This window comes from Proteus cibi (genome assembly GCF_003144405.1).
Taxonomy (GTDB): Bacteria; Pseudomonadota; Gammaproteobacteria; order Enterobacterales; family Enterobacteriaceae; genus Proteus; species Proteus cibi.
Genome location: NZ_PENW01000016.1, coordinates 134,913 through 152,169, shown reverse-complemented (window position 1 = coordinate 152,169; position 17,257 = coordinate 134,913). Strand labels below are relative to the sequence as shown.

Annotated in this window: 16 protein-coding genes; 7 read left to right on the top strand and 9 right to left on the bottom strand. The window is 34.1% G+C overall.

The features are described from left to right. Positions 1–180: 180 nt before the first annotated feature. A complete protein-coding gene (ydeE, locus tag DK865_RS09695) occupies positions 181–1,368 on the top strand; it encodes an efflux MFS transporter YdeE (RefSeq protein WP_023582198.1) in 1,188 nt (395 codons plus the stop codon). Positions 1,369–1,504: 136 nt separating this feature from the next. On the opposite strand, the gene DK865_RS09690 is transcribed toward ydeE, so the two are convergent. Together DK865_RS09690 and DK865_RS09685 are read right to left on the bottom strand one after the other, a co-directional pair. Continuing rightward, positions 1,505–2,041, bottom strand: a complete 537-nt coding sequence (locus DK865_RS09690) for a metallophosphoesterase (RefSeq protein ID WP_036913072.1) — start codon at positions 2,039–2,041, stop codon at positions 1,505–1,507. Positions 2,042–2,173: 132 nt separating this feature from the next. Then, positions 2,174–2,953, bottom strand: a complete 780-nt coding sequence (locus DK865_RS09685; RefSeq protein WP_228407754.1) for a helix-turn-helix domain-containing protein — start codon at positions 2,951–2,953, stop codon at positions 2,174–2,176. A gap of 288 nt (positions 2,954–3,241) precedes the next feature. On the opposite strand from DK865_RS09685, the gene DK865_RS09680 reads away from it, so the two are divergent. Then, positions 3,242–3,799: a GNAT family N-acetyltransferase gene (locus DK865_RS09680; protein ID WP_109391780.1), complete on the top strand. Its 558-nt coding sequence runs from the start codon at positions 3,242–3,244 to the stop codon at positions 3,797–3,799. Positions 3,800–3,864: 65 nt separating this feature from the next. Here DK865_RS09680 and DK865_RS09675 read toward each other — a convergent pair whose 3' ends face one another. The 4 genes from DK865_RS09675 to DK865_RS09660 all read right to left on the bottom strand — a co-directional run bounded on the left by DK865_RS09675 (position 3,865) and on the right by DK865_RS09660 (position 7,529). Continuing rightward, the gene (locus tag DK865_RS09675; protein WP_036913070.1) at positions 3,865–5,148 is read right to left on the bottom strand and encodes a cystathionine gamma-synthase family protein; all 1,284 of its coding nucleotides are present in this window, start codon (positions 5,146–5,148) and stop codon (positions 3,865–3,867) included. 279 nt (positions 5,149–5,427) lie between these two features. Beyond that, the gene (locus DK865_RS09670) at positions 5,428–6,228 is read right to left on the bottom strand and encodes a MetQ/NlpA family lipoprotein (RefSeq protein ID WP_023582193.1); all 801 of its coding nucleotides are present in this window, start codon (positions 6,226–6,228) and stop codon (positions 5,428–5,430) included. Positions 6,229–6,446: 218 nt separating this feature from the next. Next, a complete protein-coding gene (locus DK865_RS09665) occupies positions 6,447–6,980 on the bottom strand; it encodes a carbapenem self-resistance protein CarG family protein (protein WP_023582192.1) in 534 nt (177 codons plus the stop codon). A gap of 171 nt (positions 6,981–7,151) precedes the next feature. Next, positions 7,152–7,529 carry a lysozyme inhibitor LprI family protein gene (locus DK865_RS09660; RefSeq protein ID WP_228407753.1) on the bottom strand — a complete coding sequence of 126 codons (378 nt, stop codon included), beginning with the start codon at positions 7,527–7,529 and terminating at the stop codon, positions 7,152–7,154. A 516-nt stretch (positions 7,530–8,045) separates the two neighbouring features. Here DK865_RS09660 and DK865_RS09655 point away from each other — a divergent pair. Then, positions 8,046–9,134, top strand: coding sequence for an alpha/beta hydrolase family protein (locus DK865_RS09655; protein WP_109391779.1), 1,089 nt, complete (start codon positions 8,046–8,048; stop codon positions 9,132–9,134). Between the two features lie 52 nt (positions 9,135–9,186). Here the strand turns inward: DK865_RS09655 and DK865_RS09650 are convergent, their stop codons facing one another. Next, on the bottom strand, positions 9,187–10,521 hold the full coding sequence (locus DK865_RS09650; protein ID WP_109391818.1) for an aminotransferase-like domain-containing protein: 1,335 nt from the start codon (positions 10,519–10,521) through the stop codon (positions 9,187–9,189). 178 nt (positions 10,522–10,699) lie between these two features. On the opposite strand from DK865_RS09650, the gene DK865_RS09645 reads away from it, so the two are divergent. Beyond that, a complete protein-coding gene (locus DK865_RS09645; protein ID WP_109391778.1) occupies positions 10,700–11,575 on the top strand; it encodes a DMT family transporter in 876 nt (291 codons plus the stop codon). A gap of 33 nt (positions 11,576–11,608) precedes the next feature. Here DK865_RS09645 and DK865_RS09640 read toward each other — a convergent pair whose 3' ends face one another. Further along, positions 11,609–12,019, bottom strand: coding sequence for a VOC family protein (locus DK865_RS09640; protein ID WP_109391777.1), 411 nt, complete (start codon positions 12,017–12,019; stop codon positions 11,609–11,611). Positions 12,020–12,044: 25 nt separating this feature from the next. Then, the gene (ddlA, locus tag DK865_RS09635; RefSeq protein ID WP_023582186.1) at positions 12,045–13,145 is read right to left on the bottom strand and encodes a D-alanine--D-alanine ligase; all 1,101 of its coding nucleotides are present in this window, start codon (positions 13,143–13,145) and stop codon (positions 12,045–12,047) included. A 201-nt stretch (positions 13,146–13,346) separates the two neighbouring features. On the opposite strand from ddlA, the gene DK865_RS09630 reads away from it, so the two are divergent. From DK865_RS09630 to DK865_RS09620, 3 genes are all read left to right on the top strand, one after another. Further along, the gene (locus tag DK865_RS09630; RefSeq protein WP_228407752.1) at positions 13,347–13,778 is read left to right on the top strand and encodes a helix-turn-helix domain-containing protein; all 432 of its coding nucleotides are present in this window, start codon (positions 13,347–13,349) and stop codon (positions 13,776–13,778) included. 140 nt (positions 13,779–13,918) lie between these two features. Further along, positions 13,919–15,094, top strand: a complete 1,176-nt coding sequence (locus DK865_RS09625; protein WP_109391776.1) for an MFS transporter — start codon at positions 13,919–13,921, stop codon at positions 15,092–15,094. Between the two features lie 379 nt (positions 15,095–15,473). Continuing rightward, positions 15,474–17,225 (top strand): ABC-F family ATP-binding cassette domain-containing protein, encoded by a 1,752-nt coding sequence (locus DK865_RS09620; RefSeq protein ID WP_109391775.1) that lies wholly within the window; start codon positions 15,474–15,476, stop codon positions 17,223–17,225. The last annotated feature ends 32 nt before the right edge of the window (positions 17,226–17,257 follow it).

Sequence of the window (17,257 nt, the reverse complement as noted above, 5' to 3'; positions counted from 1 at the left end):
CTACAAGATCAGCAAGAAAAAAGACAAGATCAAAAAGAGCTTTTCCTCTGACTTTAATCTATACAGTATTAACGAAGTCATGTATTAATATACAGTGCGAGTCAGTTCTTTTTTCACCCGTAAAACTGACATAAGCTATAAAATATTTCTTCAAATACAAATAACTAAAATAAAGATACTATGCTCTCAAAAAAAACACGCTCAACAACCGCACTGTTATTTTCATCACTTCTTCTTACAATAGGAAGAGGTGCAACATTACCGTTTATGGCGATCTATTTATCACGGGAGTATCAACTGCCTGTTGATGATATTGGCATTGCCATGTCTATTGCATTAACAACAGGTATTTTCTTCAGCTTGGGATTTGGGATGCTTGCTGATAAGTTTGAGAAAAAACGTTATATGATCCTATCTATTATGACGTTTATTTTTGGATTTGTGGCGATACCCTTAGTCCATAGCACAATTTTAGTGGTTATTTTTTTCTCGGTGATAAACTGTTCATATCTGGTTTTTTCAACGGTATTAAAAGCTTACTTTTCTGAAACTCTCTCTATTTCAGCAAAGCCGAAAATATTCTCTCTAAACTATACCTTTATTAATATGGGGTGGACAGTTGGCCCCCCCATTGGCACCTTATTATTAATGTATGGAACACAATTACCATTTTGGCTTGCGGCTATTTCTGCCAGTGTTCCACTGTTTATGATCCAGTTATTTGTTCAGCGTTCTCATGTCATGAATACTAATGAAGAAAACAGTGTGAAATGGGAACCGAAAATAATGTTAAAAGACAGAGCATTAAGCTGGTTTGTGCTTTCAACGTTTTTCGGTACATTGACATTTGGTTCTTTTGCATCATGTATTTCACAATATATCTTAGTGGTTTACGATGCTAAATTAGCTGAGTCCGTTATTGCTGTTGTATTGCCTGTAAATGCTGCGATTGTGGTCTCTTTACAATATATTGTCGGTAAGCATGTTACAGCCGAACGACTACGCAAATTAATGACACTGGGCACACTATTTTTTATGTTGGGATTATTAGGTTTTATATTTGCAGGCGATAACCTAATATTTTGGGCACTCGCCATTGCTGTTTTTACTTTCGGTGAACTTATTTATGCGCCTGGTGAGTATATGATGATTGATAACATTGCGCCGTTAGGAATGAAAGCAAGTTATTTCTCTGCACAATCGCTAGGTTGGTTAGGCGCGGCATTAAACCCATTAGCCAGTGGCTTTATTTTAACGTCGTACCCTCCGGTTTCTTTATTTGCTATTTTAATGGCGGTTTCTGCATTAGCTTGGTTTTGTATGATCCAAGGCATGAACGCCAGTAAAAAAAGAACGATTACACTTTAGCTTTGTTTAAATGTGCAGACTAAAAAGACACCTTGGTGTCTTTTTTTATGAGTCATCGTAGAAAACGGATAACTTATCAGTCTCTACTTTTCCTTTTCAAGATTGCGCTATATAAGCTAAATATGGCTCAATTTAACTATTTTGACGCTCTTCTTATGATTGTTTCAATGCTAATAGGGAAAAAATCGTTAACATCAACACCCACGTTAATGGCATTTTTTCCTAAAACATCTAAACGCTTACGTTGAGTCGGATCTTTTTGTGAGTTGTGAACATGACCATATAAATGAATTGAATCACGGAAAAAACCAGCCCATTCCAATATAGGATAATGAAACATCACAATTTTTCTTTTTTTATAATCCAACTCAAAATAATCTTTTACCCATTCAAATGCCGATGCATCAAATTCCGGATCGTCTAGAAACTTGTCGTGATTTCCACGAATAAGGTATTTTTTACCTTTTAATCGGCGCAAGATTTGATTGGCATCTCGCCCTGTTCCGCGATAAAGAAAATCACCTAAAATGTAGATTTCGTCATTATCAGAAACGTAAGCGTTCCAATTATGAATTAAAGAATCATTCATATGGCTAACACTGTTGAATGGACGATCACAAAGATTGAGGATATTTGAATGGCAAAAATGTGTATCAGAAGTAAAGTAAATCATAGTAAATTCTTAATAAATAATAAAATTATTAACCTTAAGAAAATATTTTCCCTCGGTCTGCATAGTGATATTTTTTCAAAATAATTCCCTCCTTTAGTTAAAGGTAAAACAATAAGTACAATATCATCTGCCTTATTGTCGTTGATGTTGTTTACGGTAACCCGATAAAGAGTTACCTGTTTCTCTTTTAAAATATCGGCATAAATATGAGGGATCATCAAAATGAAGCTTCATTGATAACTCATTTACCGAAAGCGAAGTGTGCATTAATAATGTTTTTATTTCAAGAGTAACCTGACGATTAATCAAGGTCTTAGGCGCATCATTAAAGAATTGCTTTGTTATTTGTGATAAATAAAACGGTGTAATGTTAAGCTGATTTGCATAAAAAGCCACCTCTCTATGCTCTAAACAATATTTTCCGATCAATTCCCAAAACTGCCAGCAAAGCTTTTCTTTACGACTAAATTCTTTTTTGGCGATAGAGAAATGAGGCGGTATTGATTCAGTAATCGCAAAAAAAAGATTTTGTAAGTGGTTTTTTAACATTAATTTTCTGTGTTCAGAATAACTGTCATCTATATGTATTAGCTGTTGAGTCCATCTATTTAAGTCTTCATATTGCTCTTTTTGTGGGTGGCAAACAGGGTTTTCATGGAGAAATGAAAATAAAGTATTAGAAAGAGAATAAGCAATTTCTGAGGCAAAAGATTTATCAAGAAAGCAATAAAACAAGCGAAAGTTTGCTGACTTTTGATTCAAAACAGTCATCATATCATCGCCTAAAATAAGAATATCATTCGCTTTGATCACCTGTTTTTGAAAACCAATATTGGCTATTGCCCTACCTTCTAAACAAATCATAATCACAATATAGGATAAAGGTAGAGGATAACCAATTTCATTTGTCATATTACTTTCACCTATTATGGCATGTTGCGATGACGCATTAAGTCGTGACAGAACTTGACTCAACATAAATCAATTAACCTCTTTTAATGCTTACCTAGCCCATTTGCTGTTTTTATCTTTGACGATATTGAATTTAATAACAAGTATCCATTCTCATTTAGTTGTCAAAAGTACCGATTTTACCTGTTTTATGACATTCGGTTTTTTAGTTGTTCTCTTTAGAATACTCACATCTTAAAGACGTAAGATAAATTGCAAAACACTTAAAAATTAAGAGAACTTATTGAAATGAAAACATTAAAAACAGAGAGGCTTATACTTCGCCCATGGAAACTTACTGATGCGTCAAGTTTGTATCAATACGCAAAAGATGAACGCATTGGTCCAATTGCAGGTTGGCCAGTACATAAAAGTGTTGAAGAAAGTGCCGAAATTATTCGCTCTATATTTATGCGTAACGAAGTTTATGCCGTTACGTTAATTGATAATGATTTCGCTATCGGTTTGGTTGGATTATCTTTCGCAAATGAGAGTAATTTTCCTATTGGAGATAATGATGCTGAAGTTTCTTATTGGATTGGTGTGCCATTTTGGGGCAAAGGTTTAATACCAGAAGCTGTAAAAGAAATCTGTCGACATAGCTTTGAAACATTGGAATTAGATAATTTATGGTGTGGCTATTTCGCTGATAATGAGAAGTCACAAAAAGCACAAGAAAAATGTGGATTTAAATTCCATCATGTTATTGAAGAACAATACGTGGAATTTTTAGATGAAGTGAAAGTTGAAAATATTTGCCGCCTAACTAAAGATGAATGGATTGAAATCCAAAAACAGACCGATTAAAACAAAACACCAGATTGTGAAATTCACATTATCTGGTGTTTTTTAATATTAATTGGATAATTTAATTAAGTATTTGCTAATGCTTGGGATAAATCAGCAATTAAATCTTGTGGGTTTTCTATTCCAATAGATAAACGAATGGTGGTATCTTGAATGCCAATGCTATGTCGTAATGCCATTGGTACACCCGAATGTGTGGTTGATCCAGGATGGCAGGCTAAAGATTCCGTTCCCCCTAGACTTACTGCCAGTTTAAAAATTTTCATTGCATTAAGAAAACGGAAAGCTTCACTTTCTCCACCAACAATATCAAATGAGAAAGTTGATCCCGCACCAGTGCATTGTTTGGCAAACACCTGAGCTTCAATCGAATTTTTATCCGCAAAAGGTAAATAGTGAATTGCTTTTACTTTTTCATGATCACGCAGAAATTCTGCAACTAATAACGCATTCTGATTGGCTTTTTCCATTCTAATTTGTAACGTTTCTAAAGAACGACCTAACATCCAGCAAGAATGTGGGTCCAGTTGTGTCCCTATAGCTCCTCTTAGTAATCTGATTTGATTAATAAGTTCCCGTGAGCCCATTGCGGCACCTGCAACTAAATCTGAGTGTCCACCAACATATTTAGTTAAAGAATAGACAGAGATATCAGCACCTTGTTCTATAGGATGTTGATATACAGGGCCAAGTAATGTGTTATCACAAACAATAATAGGACGATAGCCTTGCGTTTTTTCTAATTGGTCAGCAACATTTTTTAATGCTTCAATATCAACTAATGAGTTAGTCGGGTTTGCAGGAGTTTCTGCAAAAATAACGGATACACGCCCCTTTTGACTGGCTTTATCGGCTTGTTCTTGAATAAGTGAACGATTTAATCCATCAGTAAATGGGGTTGCTTGAATACCAAATTTAGCAAGTGTTTTGGCAATTAATGTCTCCGTTCCACCATAAAGTGGCTGTGAGTGTAAAATGACATCGCCAGGTTGCGTTAATGCCATTAATGTTGTGGTGATCGCAGACATTCCTGATGAAAATAATACACAAGATTGTGTATTTTCATAAACCGCTAATCTGTCTTCAACAATTTCACTATTAGGTTGATTAAAGCGAGAATAAACTAAACCTGCTTTTTCACCTTCAGGTAAAGGTTTTCTACCACTTACAGTATCAAAAAAGGCTTTACCCTCTTCAGCACTTTTAAAAATAAAGGTGGATGTTAAAAATACAGGTGGTTTAACTGAGCCTTCAGAGAGTAATGGATCATAGCCATAACTCATCATTAGTGTTTCTGGTGATAGTTTATGTTCGCCGATATATTGTTTTTTCAGTTGAGAGTCAGTCATTTTTTTATTTCTTATGTTTAATGAAGGATCTTTATCATACTGAAAAAAATTCATGTTGTTAGAATGTTTTATATAGAATAAAAACCAGTAGTTATATAAACATAACGAGTTCGAAGCTAAAGATAACTTTAAATAAAATATTATATTTATTGGGTGATATTTAATTGATGTAATTTGACTGAATAACAGTTGATTATTCTGGTTAAAAAGAAGCTAAAAAGTAGGATAAACTTAAAGATAAAAAGAATGAGAACCTCTTTTTACCTTTAAGTTAAGGGGTTACCAAGCTCTTACAGCATCACCTTTATACATTTCTTTAAATTTTAACTCTATTTGCCTGGAGTGAAGCACTGAAATCAGTTTCTTAATATTTTCATCATCTTTATTATCTTCGCGGGTGACGATAACATTGGCATAAGGAGAGTTTTTATTTTCTAGAATTAATCCATCGCGAGTTGCAATTAACCCAACCTGAGACGAAAAATTATTGTTAATAATCGCCATTGTCACCGATGGATCATTTAATGCTTCTGTGAGCTTTGGTGTATCAACTTCAATAAAAGTAATCTCTTTAGGGTTATAGATAATGTCATCTATTGTTGGAGTAAAACCCACATTTTCATTGAGAGTAATAAGATGATTTTCAGCGAGTAACAGAAGTGCTCGCCCTCTCATACTGGCTTCATTTGAAATCGCAACAAGAGATCCTAATTCTAATTCGTTTATATCGCTAATTTTTTTAGAGTATGCGGCTAAAGGAAAAATGTATGTTTTACTCGCGATATGAAATTTATAATTATATTCTTTCATCTGTGTTTGAAGATAAGGAATTGATTGAAACGCATTCGCATCAACATCCTTATTGTTCAATGCCTTATTAGGAAGCTCGTAATCATTAAAAGCGATAACCTCAACCTCTAGCCCTTCTGTTAATTTTGCCAAACGAATAACTTCATCCCAAATCACTTGATCAGGTCCTGTATTAATTGCCACTTTTACTTTATGTGTATCTTCTTGCGAACAAGATACAGTAAATAGTGATATTGAGGCTAGAAGTAAACCTGTAATAATCTCCTTCATATCTCCCTCTTAGACAGACCTCGATAAAAACAGCACCAGTAATATCATTTTGATTAAGAAATATCCTAACAATAGATTAATAACAAGGAACAAGAAATGATACAAGTACTCAATGCATATAAAGAAAGGAATATTCTTTATATTATCACAATTTATTGTTTTATAAGAAAAAAATGAAATACATCATAATGTGATGAGTTTATTAAGAACTTGTAGGTTTATTCATTAATAAGTTTATTTATACAGGCATCAGAATATGCATCTTCAACGCTAAGATAAGATAATTCAGTGACACAGTAAGTATTAAATTGCCATTTGAACTGAATTTCATCCCCTTTTTTCTTTTCTAAGATTTCATAATTAGAAAAACGAACAGGAGTAGGTTTTTGTAAATTATTTCCTATTTTTTCAGCACTTAACAACACAATTCGATCTTTAATTTCAATAAACTTAAAATCTGAAATAGTGATATCAGTAGCTTTTATCTTATTATTGTAAAGACTTAAGGCATTCGCATATATGGATGGAACAATATATACCTTTTGGTCGCTACCCTTGATATAAACAGTCACTATATCGACAAACGATGAGTCATTTAATGAGCGTATAGATTTAACCACAACATCAGGTATCCCATCACCATTAAAATCGATAAGATTTACTCCATATTCGAGTTTAATATCTGCTGAAGTTGAAGTAAATGGTAGCGATAAAAAAAGTAATCCTAGTCCAAGCTTTAATATCTTATTCATTGTATTAACTTCTTTTCTTGCTTATTACTTGCGCACCAGACTACTTTTTAACACTGATTAGTCAAGGAAATTTATGTTTCAAAATAATACAAAATTTACATTTACATCATCTATAAAATATTTTCATGATAATCACTATATTTAATTGACTATTATAAAAAGAATATATTTTTAATATAGAGCAATGTAATTTTTAAGGTCGCTAATTCTTTCTTTTGTTTTATCTTTTAAACAACTGCTATATACCATTGGCGCTAAACTACCACCTTGATAATAATCAGCTTCATATTGGCAAGAGAGGTCTCTAAAATTAATCCAAACCAACTGAGCTTGTTTTAACTTATTTTTTCGAATGTCGTCTAATTTGGCGTAATATTGTTGGTAGATGCGGTTAAGCTCTTCATCTTTCTGTTGAAAATCCTGGTGTACACATTGATTTATTTCAGTTTGTGTTGCTGCATTTCGACAGTCAAAATTATCTGCTTGTAAATGTATAGACCAAAATAATATGCCACCAGATATTGCACTTAATAAGATAAGTTTTTTCATCACACCGTCCATTTTTGATTGAAACATCACTAAAGATATTTATTCCGTCTCTTTAATTTTTAATTTAAAAAATAAAAAAAATTAAAATCTTTATTATTTTAGCAATGTTTATTATGTAACAATGACATGAAGACAACACAAAATCACTCTATTTAAGATAATCTAAGAAAGATGAAGAGTGTTAATGATTAGTAATTATACTGATATTTTTTTTGTATAAAATACTTATTTAATAAATAATTTAAAAAATGATAACTCAATATCTCTTTTTTTTAACAATTAATGTTATTTGCAAAAAAGTTAAGTGAAACAAAAACGGTATTCTTGTGTTATGTTTTTAAGAATTTAACTTAATGTGTCACTCATCTTACCTGTTCCTATTTAAGCTATTTTTAATGATATCTTCGTAATTAATTAGACTACTTAGTCTAATTAATGCATATTATATAAATGATGTTATAAACAACTTGTTAAAATGACTCGCAAGTCTATTCGTTATCGAGGATATTTCGAACTATGAAGAAATGTTTCAAATCAATTTGGTTTTATGTCACCTTGATAGCACTGATTCTTGTGATTATCGTAAGTAATAGCAGAGTGTCTGATTTTGAATTGGATGAGAATAAATCAGTGATAACATCAATAAGTTTTGTTTCTAAAACAGACACTTTATCAGGAACATTAATTTTACCTAATCAGAATAATACAAAAGCAATCGCTATTTTAATTCATGGTGATGGTGCTCAAGATCGCTTTTCAAATAGTGGATATTTACCGTTAATTAATAGCTTGCTGGATGCTGGCATTGGTGTGTATACATGGGATAAAGCCGGTGTGGGAGAAAGTCAGGGAAATTGGTTATTTCAATCTATGCAAGATAGAGCTGATGAAGCACAAATAGCTTTACAAGTTATTCAAAAGAAATTTACTCATACAGATATTAAAGTGGGTTATTTGGGATTTTCGCAGGCTGGGTGGGTTATTCCTATTGCAGCGACACAATCTAAACCCGATTTTTCCGTTATTATTGGTGGCGCTGTAAATTGGCGAGATCAAGGCACATATTATTACCGAGTTCGTTTAAAAGCTAACAACATTGATAGTAATGAAATTAATCGCAGAGTAGCTGAACAATTGCAACAAAATGATCGAGTGTTTGGCATTAATGGTAGCCATGATATTTCAGCGCAGGGAGATATGTCTGATGATCGTTTCTATTTTGTTATTCAAAACTATTTAAGTGATTCATCTAAAGATTTACCGCACATGAATGGACGAGTATTGGCGATGTTTGGTGAGTCAGATCTTAATGTTGATGCACCCAAAAATGCATGTTTATATAGAACACTATTGGGAAATGATGTAAATAAAACAGTCACCCTATTCCCCAATGCTTCTCATGGTTTATTAAATGCCCCCTTTTTTAATTACCAATTAGATAATCAATGGCCTTGGTGGAAACAGATGCTTTTCATTTACCAAGGGCGGGATAGTTATTCCTCTGATGCTTTAAATTACTTAACATCGTGGATCACTGAAGAGATGACAATATATTCTGATTACATTGATTTTCAATGTAAAAGTATCAATTCAGAATTAAGATAAAATGTAAATAACACCTAAATGAGAACAGCTCTTTAGGTGTTAATAAAAAACATTATAAATCAATTTGATACTCAATGATTTTTCTGATCTTTATTAGCGCCTCATACAATAAATCAATATCAATTGAAGCGAGTGCAATACGAATTGCATGAGGAATATTTGTTGTTGTGGCATAAGGTTCAGCGGTTGCAACAGATATTTGTAATTGATGTAATGAAGCAACGATTTTATCGGCTCTAACGTCTTCAGGTAACGGGACCCATAAAAAATAGGAAGTCGGATGATGAATATAGGAAAGTCCTTCAAATATCTCACTGACTATTTTTTGTCGTTGCTGTGCATCTTTACGTAATAAACGTTCTAATTTATCAACAATCCCTTCTTTCACCCATTGACAGACAATGGAAGTCATTAGTGCAGGTGTATTCCATGTCGTCACTCTCATTGATCGCTCTAACGATGAAATAGTGTTTGTAGGAGCAACAATAAAACCGACTCTTAAACCAGAAGCTATATTTTTAGAAAAACCGGAAATATAAAAGGTAATATCTGGCGCCAAAGTCACAATTGAAGGTGGTGCTTTTTTAACTAAAAAAGCATAAGTCGCGTCTTCAATGATCATAAAATGATATTTTCTTGCCAAAGTAATTAATCGTTGCCGCTGTTTTAATGTTAATACCCACCCCATTGGATTATGAAGTGTAGGGATACAATAAAGTGCGCGTATTGCCCTTTTTTTGCATAGCGCTTCCAGTTTATCTAGATCTGTTCCTGAAGATGTTATGGGTATGGGTAATATTTCTAAATGATGAGCGAGTGCTGCTAATTTAAATCCGGGATAACTTAATGCATCTACCGCGACAACGTCTCCCGGTTTTAAAATACTTAATAATGTAATAGCAATGCCTTGTTGTGCACCGCTAGTAATAATAATATTTTCAGGTGCAACCGTGATTTCTTTATTTTTAAGATATTGAGAAATCACTCTTTTATCGTGTAGTTTGCCACTATGGGGTTGATAGCGAAGTAATGATTCAATGTCGCCTGATGTCGATAATCTTTTTAGCTCGGTACGCAATAATTCAGCTTGAATAGGCAATGAGGGGTAATTGAAATTAAGATCCAACATATCTGTTGCCGTAGGATTTTCTATTCCATGGTTTGCTGGAAGCGACAACTCACGAACAAAAGTTCCCCTTCCCGTTTCACCAATGACTAACCCCATACTTTCTAATTCAGCATAAACTCGGCTTGCTGTTGCAAGAGACATTTTATGCGCTGTTGCCAAATGTCGATGAGTGGGTAAACGCATACCTGGCAATAACTTACCAGTGCGTATTTCATGCGCCAATTTGTCAACTAAAGATTTATAACGAGGCTGAACCATAGAAATTGTATCCATGACAATTATTTGATTGTCATAATTGTGAACCATAAGATAGAACGCAGCAAGCGACATTATAGATACCATTATTTTAAATAAAACGGTCTATTCCAACTGCCATTTAAAAATGCAATTAACTGTTTTTAAATGAAAATAACTCACAATAATGATGGAACATCATATGCAAAAAATAGAACAAAAAACGCAAACTAATGGTTGGATAAATGGCTTTATAGGTATGCTGATTTTTAGTGGATCTTTGCCCGCAACAAAAGCTGCTGTATTAGGTTTTGACCCCTTATTTTTAACCGCAGCACGAGCAACCATTGCAGGATTATTATCTTTAGCAATGTTGCTGTTATATAAAGAAAAACTACCTACGTTTAAACAGTGGGTTTCATTAACCGTTGTCTCATTAGGTGTTGTCGTGGGTTTTCCATTATTAACGGCGATTGCACTACAAGAAATAACTTCGGCACATTCTCTTGTTTTTTTAGCTTTATTACCGTTATCTACGGCAATTTTTGCGGTAATACGTGGTGGTGAAAAGCCTCGCCCTATTTTTTGGTTTTTTTCTGTTATCGGTAGTTTATTGGTAATGGGTTACGCCCTTTCTCAAGGTGGCGCTTCATCAATCAGCGCCGATTTATTAATGATAGCGTCAGTGATCGTTTGTGGCTTAGGTTATGCTGAAGGTGCGACTTTAACGAAAGCATTAGGTGGTTGGCAGGTTATCTGTTGGGCATTAATTGTATCTTTACCTCCAATGCTTATTCTTAGCTTTATTCTTATGCCAGAAGAACTCACCACAATAAGTGTTTCAGCATGGGTAGGCTTAGGCTATGTCTCGCTTTTTAGTATGTTGATTGGTTTTATATTTTGGTACAAAGGATTATCACAAGGTGGGATCGCAACTGTAGGGCAACTTCAATTATTACAACCATTCTTTGGGTTAAGTTTAGCTGCGGTGTTACTTCATGAATCTGTCAATTTATTGATGTTGTTTGTCACCATTGGCGTTATTTTTTGTGTTGCAGGCTCAAGAAAATATGCCTAATTAAAAACACACTTTAAAAAAACTAAAAACACGCTATATAGGGTAAGTTAGCGTGTTTTGCTCTTCAATTAAATTGGCAATTTCAAGCAAGTTATTATCAGGATCACGTAAATAAACCGACATAATAGCGCCAGTTGCACCCGTTCTAGAAACAGGCCCTTCTTCTATCGTTACGCTTTGCTGATTTAAATGCTCAATTATCTCTGATAACGGTGTTTGTGTTAAAAAACACAAATCAGCCGAACCTGCGGTTGGTTTTGCTGCTTTGGGAAGAAATTCTTGTCCCACTTGATGAAGATTTATTTTTTGCGAACCAAAAGTGAGCGCTTTGCGACCTTCTTTAAACGTAATAACGTTAAAACCTAATACGCGGTGATAAAAATCACAGGTTGTCTGAATATCAACAACCGTTAATACCAAATGATCGAGGTGTGTAATTTTCATCAAGCTCTCACTTTTTATACATTAATTAAAGTTCACACTTCGTTTTTAAAACAGCTGTTTTTCTATGATGGTCTAGTGCTAACTCAATTAATTTAGTAATTAATGATTGATAGCCTAAACCAGCACTTTGCCATAATTTTGGATACATACTGATATTGGTAAAACCAGGGAGTGTGTTTATTTCATTAATCACAACACGATTATCTTGCGTTAAGAACACATCTACACGCGCCATGCCCAAACAATTAAGAACGCGGTATGCTTTTAATGCAACTTGGCGAATATGTAAACTCGTATTTTCATCCATGACAGCAGGAACAACGACTTTTGCACCATCTTCATCAATATATTTTGTGTTATAGGCATAGAAAGCATCGTTTAATACAATTTCACCACAAGGGCTAACTTTAGGATCTTCATTACCTAAAACAGCACACTCTATTTCACGGCCTACAATAGCACTTTCAACAATCACTTTAAGATCGTATTCAAAAGCCATTTCTAATGCAGCGTTGAATTCTTCTTCATTATTAACTTTGCTAATTCCTACTGAAGAACCTAGGTTCGCAGGCTTAATAAATAAAGGAAGTCCTAACTGACGAACCATTTCGTTGTAAGGAATATCATTAATTTGATGCGCCATAATAGTAATAAATGGTGCAACAGCTAATCCTGCACCATCCAGTAGGCGTTTGGTAATATCTTTGTCCATACAAGCTGCTGAACTCATGATATTGGGTCCGACATAAGGCATATCAATCATGTGTAATAAGCCTTGGAGTGTTCCATCTTCACCGTACGCACCGTGGACAATTGGGAATACTACATCAATTTGAGGTAATGCCTGACCATCTTCAAGTGAAATAAATTGGTTTTTTACACTACCAGGAATAATAGCAACCGCTCTTAAAGGTTTGTTTAATGAAATAGTTTTAGGATTATCGCTATTTAGTAAATAGTCAGTTTCTGAATATTCATGCCACTGACCTTGTTCATTTATACCGATTAAGCAAAGGTCGAATTTCGTTCGATCTAATTCATTAATAATATTTTTTGCTGACTGTAATGAAACTTGATGTTCTGTGGATTTACCACCAAAAATAATAGCGACTCTTAATTTACTCATTTTCTAACCTTTTATAGGACAGCTATAGCGAATAGGTAGCAATATATCATGATAAAAACCCCCAATGTAGGTAGATAGTTCTTATCTGCGAAAAATTACGATAAAATGATGAAATTCTATGATTTAGAGTGTGAAAACATCACTATTTTAAGTTATAGAATTTCTCTAACGATGACCATGCTATAGAAAAAGAGTAATACCATGACTGATATAAAACAATCCATTGAGATGGATATTACTGAAGTTGCAAAAGCAACGGGACTCGCCTCTTCAGCAATCCGTTATTATGAGAAAAAAGGGCTTATTCATTCAATAGGACGCAAAGGACTTAAACGTGTATATCATAGAGATGTTCTGACTCGTTTAGCGTTAATCTCTTTGGCACAACAAGCCCATTTTTCTTTAGATGAAATAGCCCAACTGAGTATTAATCAAAAAGTACCTGATATTGATAGAAATATGGTGCGTTCAAAAATTGAAGAAATTGATATTAAAATTAGTGAATTAATTCAGTTACGAGATGGATTAGAGCATATTTTATTTTGTCCTGAAAAGAACCACTTTCAATGCAAGCACTTTCAAGATGATCTCGCATTAAGTTTAGAAAAAAATAAGAAAAGACGGCTTAAGTGATCGCCTTCAATTCTAGTTTTAACAATTAAAACAATAAATTAAAAACCATCTTAATCAAAACACCTTTCTATTGACTTGAAGTTAACTTCAAGTTGTATGATGCAAATTCTTTCTTTTATTTGTATCAGTGGAGACCTTTTATGCCTAAATCAGTTTGGTGGTTGGCATTTTCTTTAGCACTTTTTATTACAGGTAATGCATTAGTCCTTTCTGTCGCTGTTATTGTTGGTGAACAACTAGCTAAAGATCCTATTTATTCAACAGTTCCATTATTAAGCCAATATATTGGTATCATTTCAGCTACCATTCCTATGGCCTACTTTATGATGAAATATTCACGTAAGGCAGGCTTTATTATTGGTAATCTTGCCGGGTTAATTGGTGCTTTATTTGCCATTGCTGGCATCTATTATCAAAATTTAATTTTATTTTCGGTAGGCACATTATTTACGGGGGTTGCGATTGGTACAGCCCAACAATATCGATTTGCCGCTATTGAAGAAACGCCTACCAATATGCACGCAAAAGCGATTGGATTAGTCATGAGCGGCGGTATTATTGCTGCTATTATTGGTCCTACCTTAGCTGTTGTTACGCGTCAATTCCTTGCTGATTATCCTTTCATTGGTCCTTTCCTTTCACTTACGGTAATTTATATTTTAGCGTTTATTCTGTTGTGGAAAATTCCATTAAAAAAAGTGGTTAAATCAGCAGTCACACATAAGGAAAAACCCAGAAGTTATGTACAACTTTATCGCCAGCCACTGTTATTTCTAGTCACAATAGTCAGTGCATGTGGTTATGGTATTTTAGTTTATATGATGGCTGCGATCCCGCTATCTATGAAGCAAAATGGATTTGAATTCGCCACCATTGCTTTTGTATTTCAATGTCATATTTTAGGGATGTTTGCCCCCTCTTTTATTACAGGACAATTAATCCATCGATTTGGTGTAAAAACGTTCTTTTTCATTGCCATTATATTACTTATTATTGCTCTCGTTATTAATTTAACGGGAATAACTTTCTATCACTATATTATCAGTTTTGTTCTGATCGGCATTTCATGGAATCTAAATTTAATTAGTTCGACACATTTATTATCCAATACTTACCTACCTCATGAGCGAGCAAAAGTACAAGGAACGAATGATTTTCTAATTTTCTTCTTTGGTGCAATTGGAAGCATTACGGGAGGTGTCGCCTTTTACCTTATAGGTTGGCAAAATACTAATATCATCAGTATTGTCATTAGTGCCCTTATTTTATTAATTGCGATAAAACTACGAAAATACTTACCTGTTACAACGCAATAGAATAACCATGTTAAAAACTGCAAATTAGGATAGATAGAACGATCCTTTATTGATTCATAATTATCTTAAGCCCGCTTAAATAGCGGGTTTTCACACAAAATGACACCTTTTGCCTCTTCTATAGGATTGTATGTAATCACTCTATCTTGATAGAATCACGCTACCGATTAACTTTTAAACTTAGAGAAGGAGGCTAATTATGTTTTTGTGTGATCTTATTGAATACTCACACTTCTTTGGTAATCGCCACAGCTCAGGCTCTCACAGTATTTTACTGCGTTAACCTGCCTGAGCGACGTTAACTATTACCTCTCCTCAGCTTACAGGGTTATCGCTTGATATTACCCAAGGCATTGTTATGCCTAAAAATGAGTAAGCTATGAGCACATTATTATCTACACAAAATCTGTCTTTTCATAATAATCACGGTTTGTTATTAAACGATATTTCTTTAGCACTGATTAAAGGTGAGAAAATTGGCTTAATTGGTCATAACGGTTGTGGAAAAAGTACTTTATTAAAATTACTTTCATATCAATTATCACCAAGTTCTGGTGTTATTTCTGTCGCTAATCAAACAGTTATGGCATATATAGAACAACATTTACCCACTGAATTATCGTCAATGACTGTAATGGATGCTGTACTCCATAAATTACCTGAAGAATACCAATTATCTGAAGGCTGGCGAGCGGAGTTATTGCTAAGTGAAATGGGATTTAAACTTCATGAAAAAGATCTTCTTGTTTCGCAATTGAGTGGTGGTCAACACACTCGTTTATTATTAGCGAGAGCGTTAATTGTTGAGCCTGATTTGCTATTACTTGATGAACCCAGTAACCACCTCGATTTACCCACTATTTTATGGTTGGAAACATTTTTAAAACAGTGGCGTGGTAGTTTCATTTTAGTTTCACATGATAATACGTTATTAGACAACGTAACGAGTTGTACATGGATTATTCGTGATAAATCGTTATCTATCTTTCGGTTACCCTGCTCTCAAGCTCGAGTTGCACAAGAAGAGCAAGATATCAGTGCGCAACATCGCCATAATGCACAACAAAAAGAGATAGATAGAATAGCCCAAAGTGCAAAACAACTCGCAATATGGGGTCACGTTTATGATAACGAGAGTTTATCTCGTAAGGCCAAACAGATGGAAAAACAGATTGTTCGCTTAAAAGATGAACAAGCCGAAATAACGTCTGGAAATCAGTGGGTATTACAATTTTCAGGTACGACATTACGTGCTGATAGGCTCTGCGAATTAAATCAACTTGCAGTTATTCCTGCTGAAAATGCGCCTGTTTTATATACCGTTGAAAATCAGCGTATAAAAAGTGGTGATCGAGTAGCAATAATTGGGGCTAATGGGACAGGCAAATCATCATTATTAAAGATGATTTGGTCACTTAGCTTCGTTGAAATAAGTGAACAAAAGACAATAAAACTGCATCCTCGAGTTGAATTAGGTTATTACGATCAAAAAATTGCGCAATTAGCTGACCATGATACCCTTTCTGATGCATTAAAGCCTTTTGCGCCATTAACGGATGAACAGAGAAAAATGGCACTGATTAGTGCCGGCTTTGTTTATGCGCGCCACGGACAGAAAGTGAGTACATTAAGTGGCGGTGAGCGAGCGCGTTTATTGTTTGTTGGTTTGAGTTTAGCAAACTATTCTTTATTAATGTTGGATGAGCCTACAAACCATATTGATATGGAAGGTAAAAAGGCATTAGCTGAACAAATTAGCCAATTTCCTGGTGGTGTTTTATTAGTTAGCCATGACAGAGAATTAATTGAAAATAGCTGTAATCGTTTTTGGTATATTCATCATGGTATTTTAACAGAACATCATGATATTGAAGCGATTTATCAGCTTATCGCTGAAGAAGAAATGCCAGAAACTCTGCTAACGGATAAACTCAATAATTTACAAGATATCTCACCAGCTCCATTAGTTTCACATGATGATGGTGATGATGAAAAACTCGTTAAGTTAATTGAGCTAGAAGAGAAATTAGACGCTGATTTAGCACGTAAAACTAACCATCAAAAGCCTGCTTTACAGGCGCAATGGAAATTAGAGATTAGCCAGTTAAAGCAAGCACTTAAATTGATTTAAGATAGATAAGATTTTGTTTAAGTAAAAAGGAT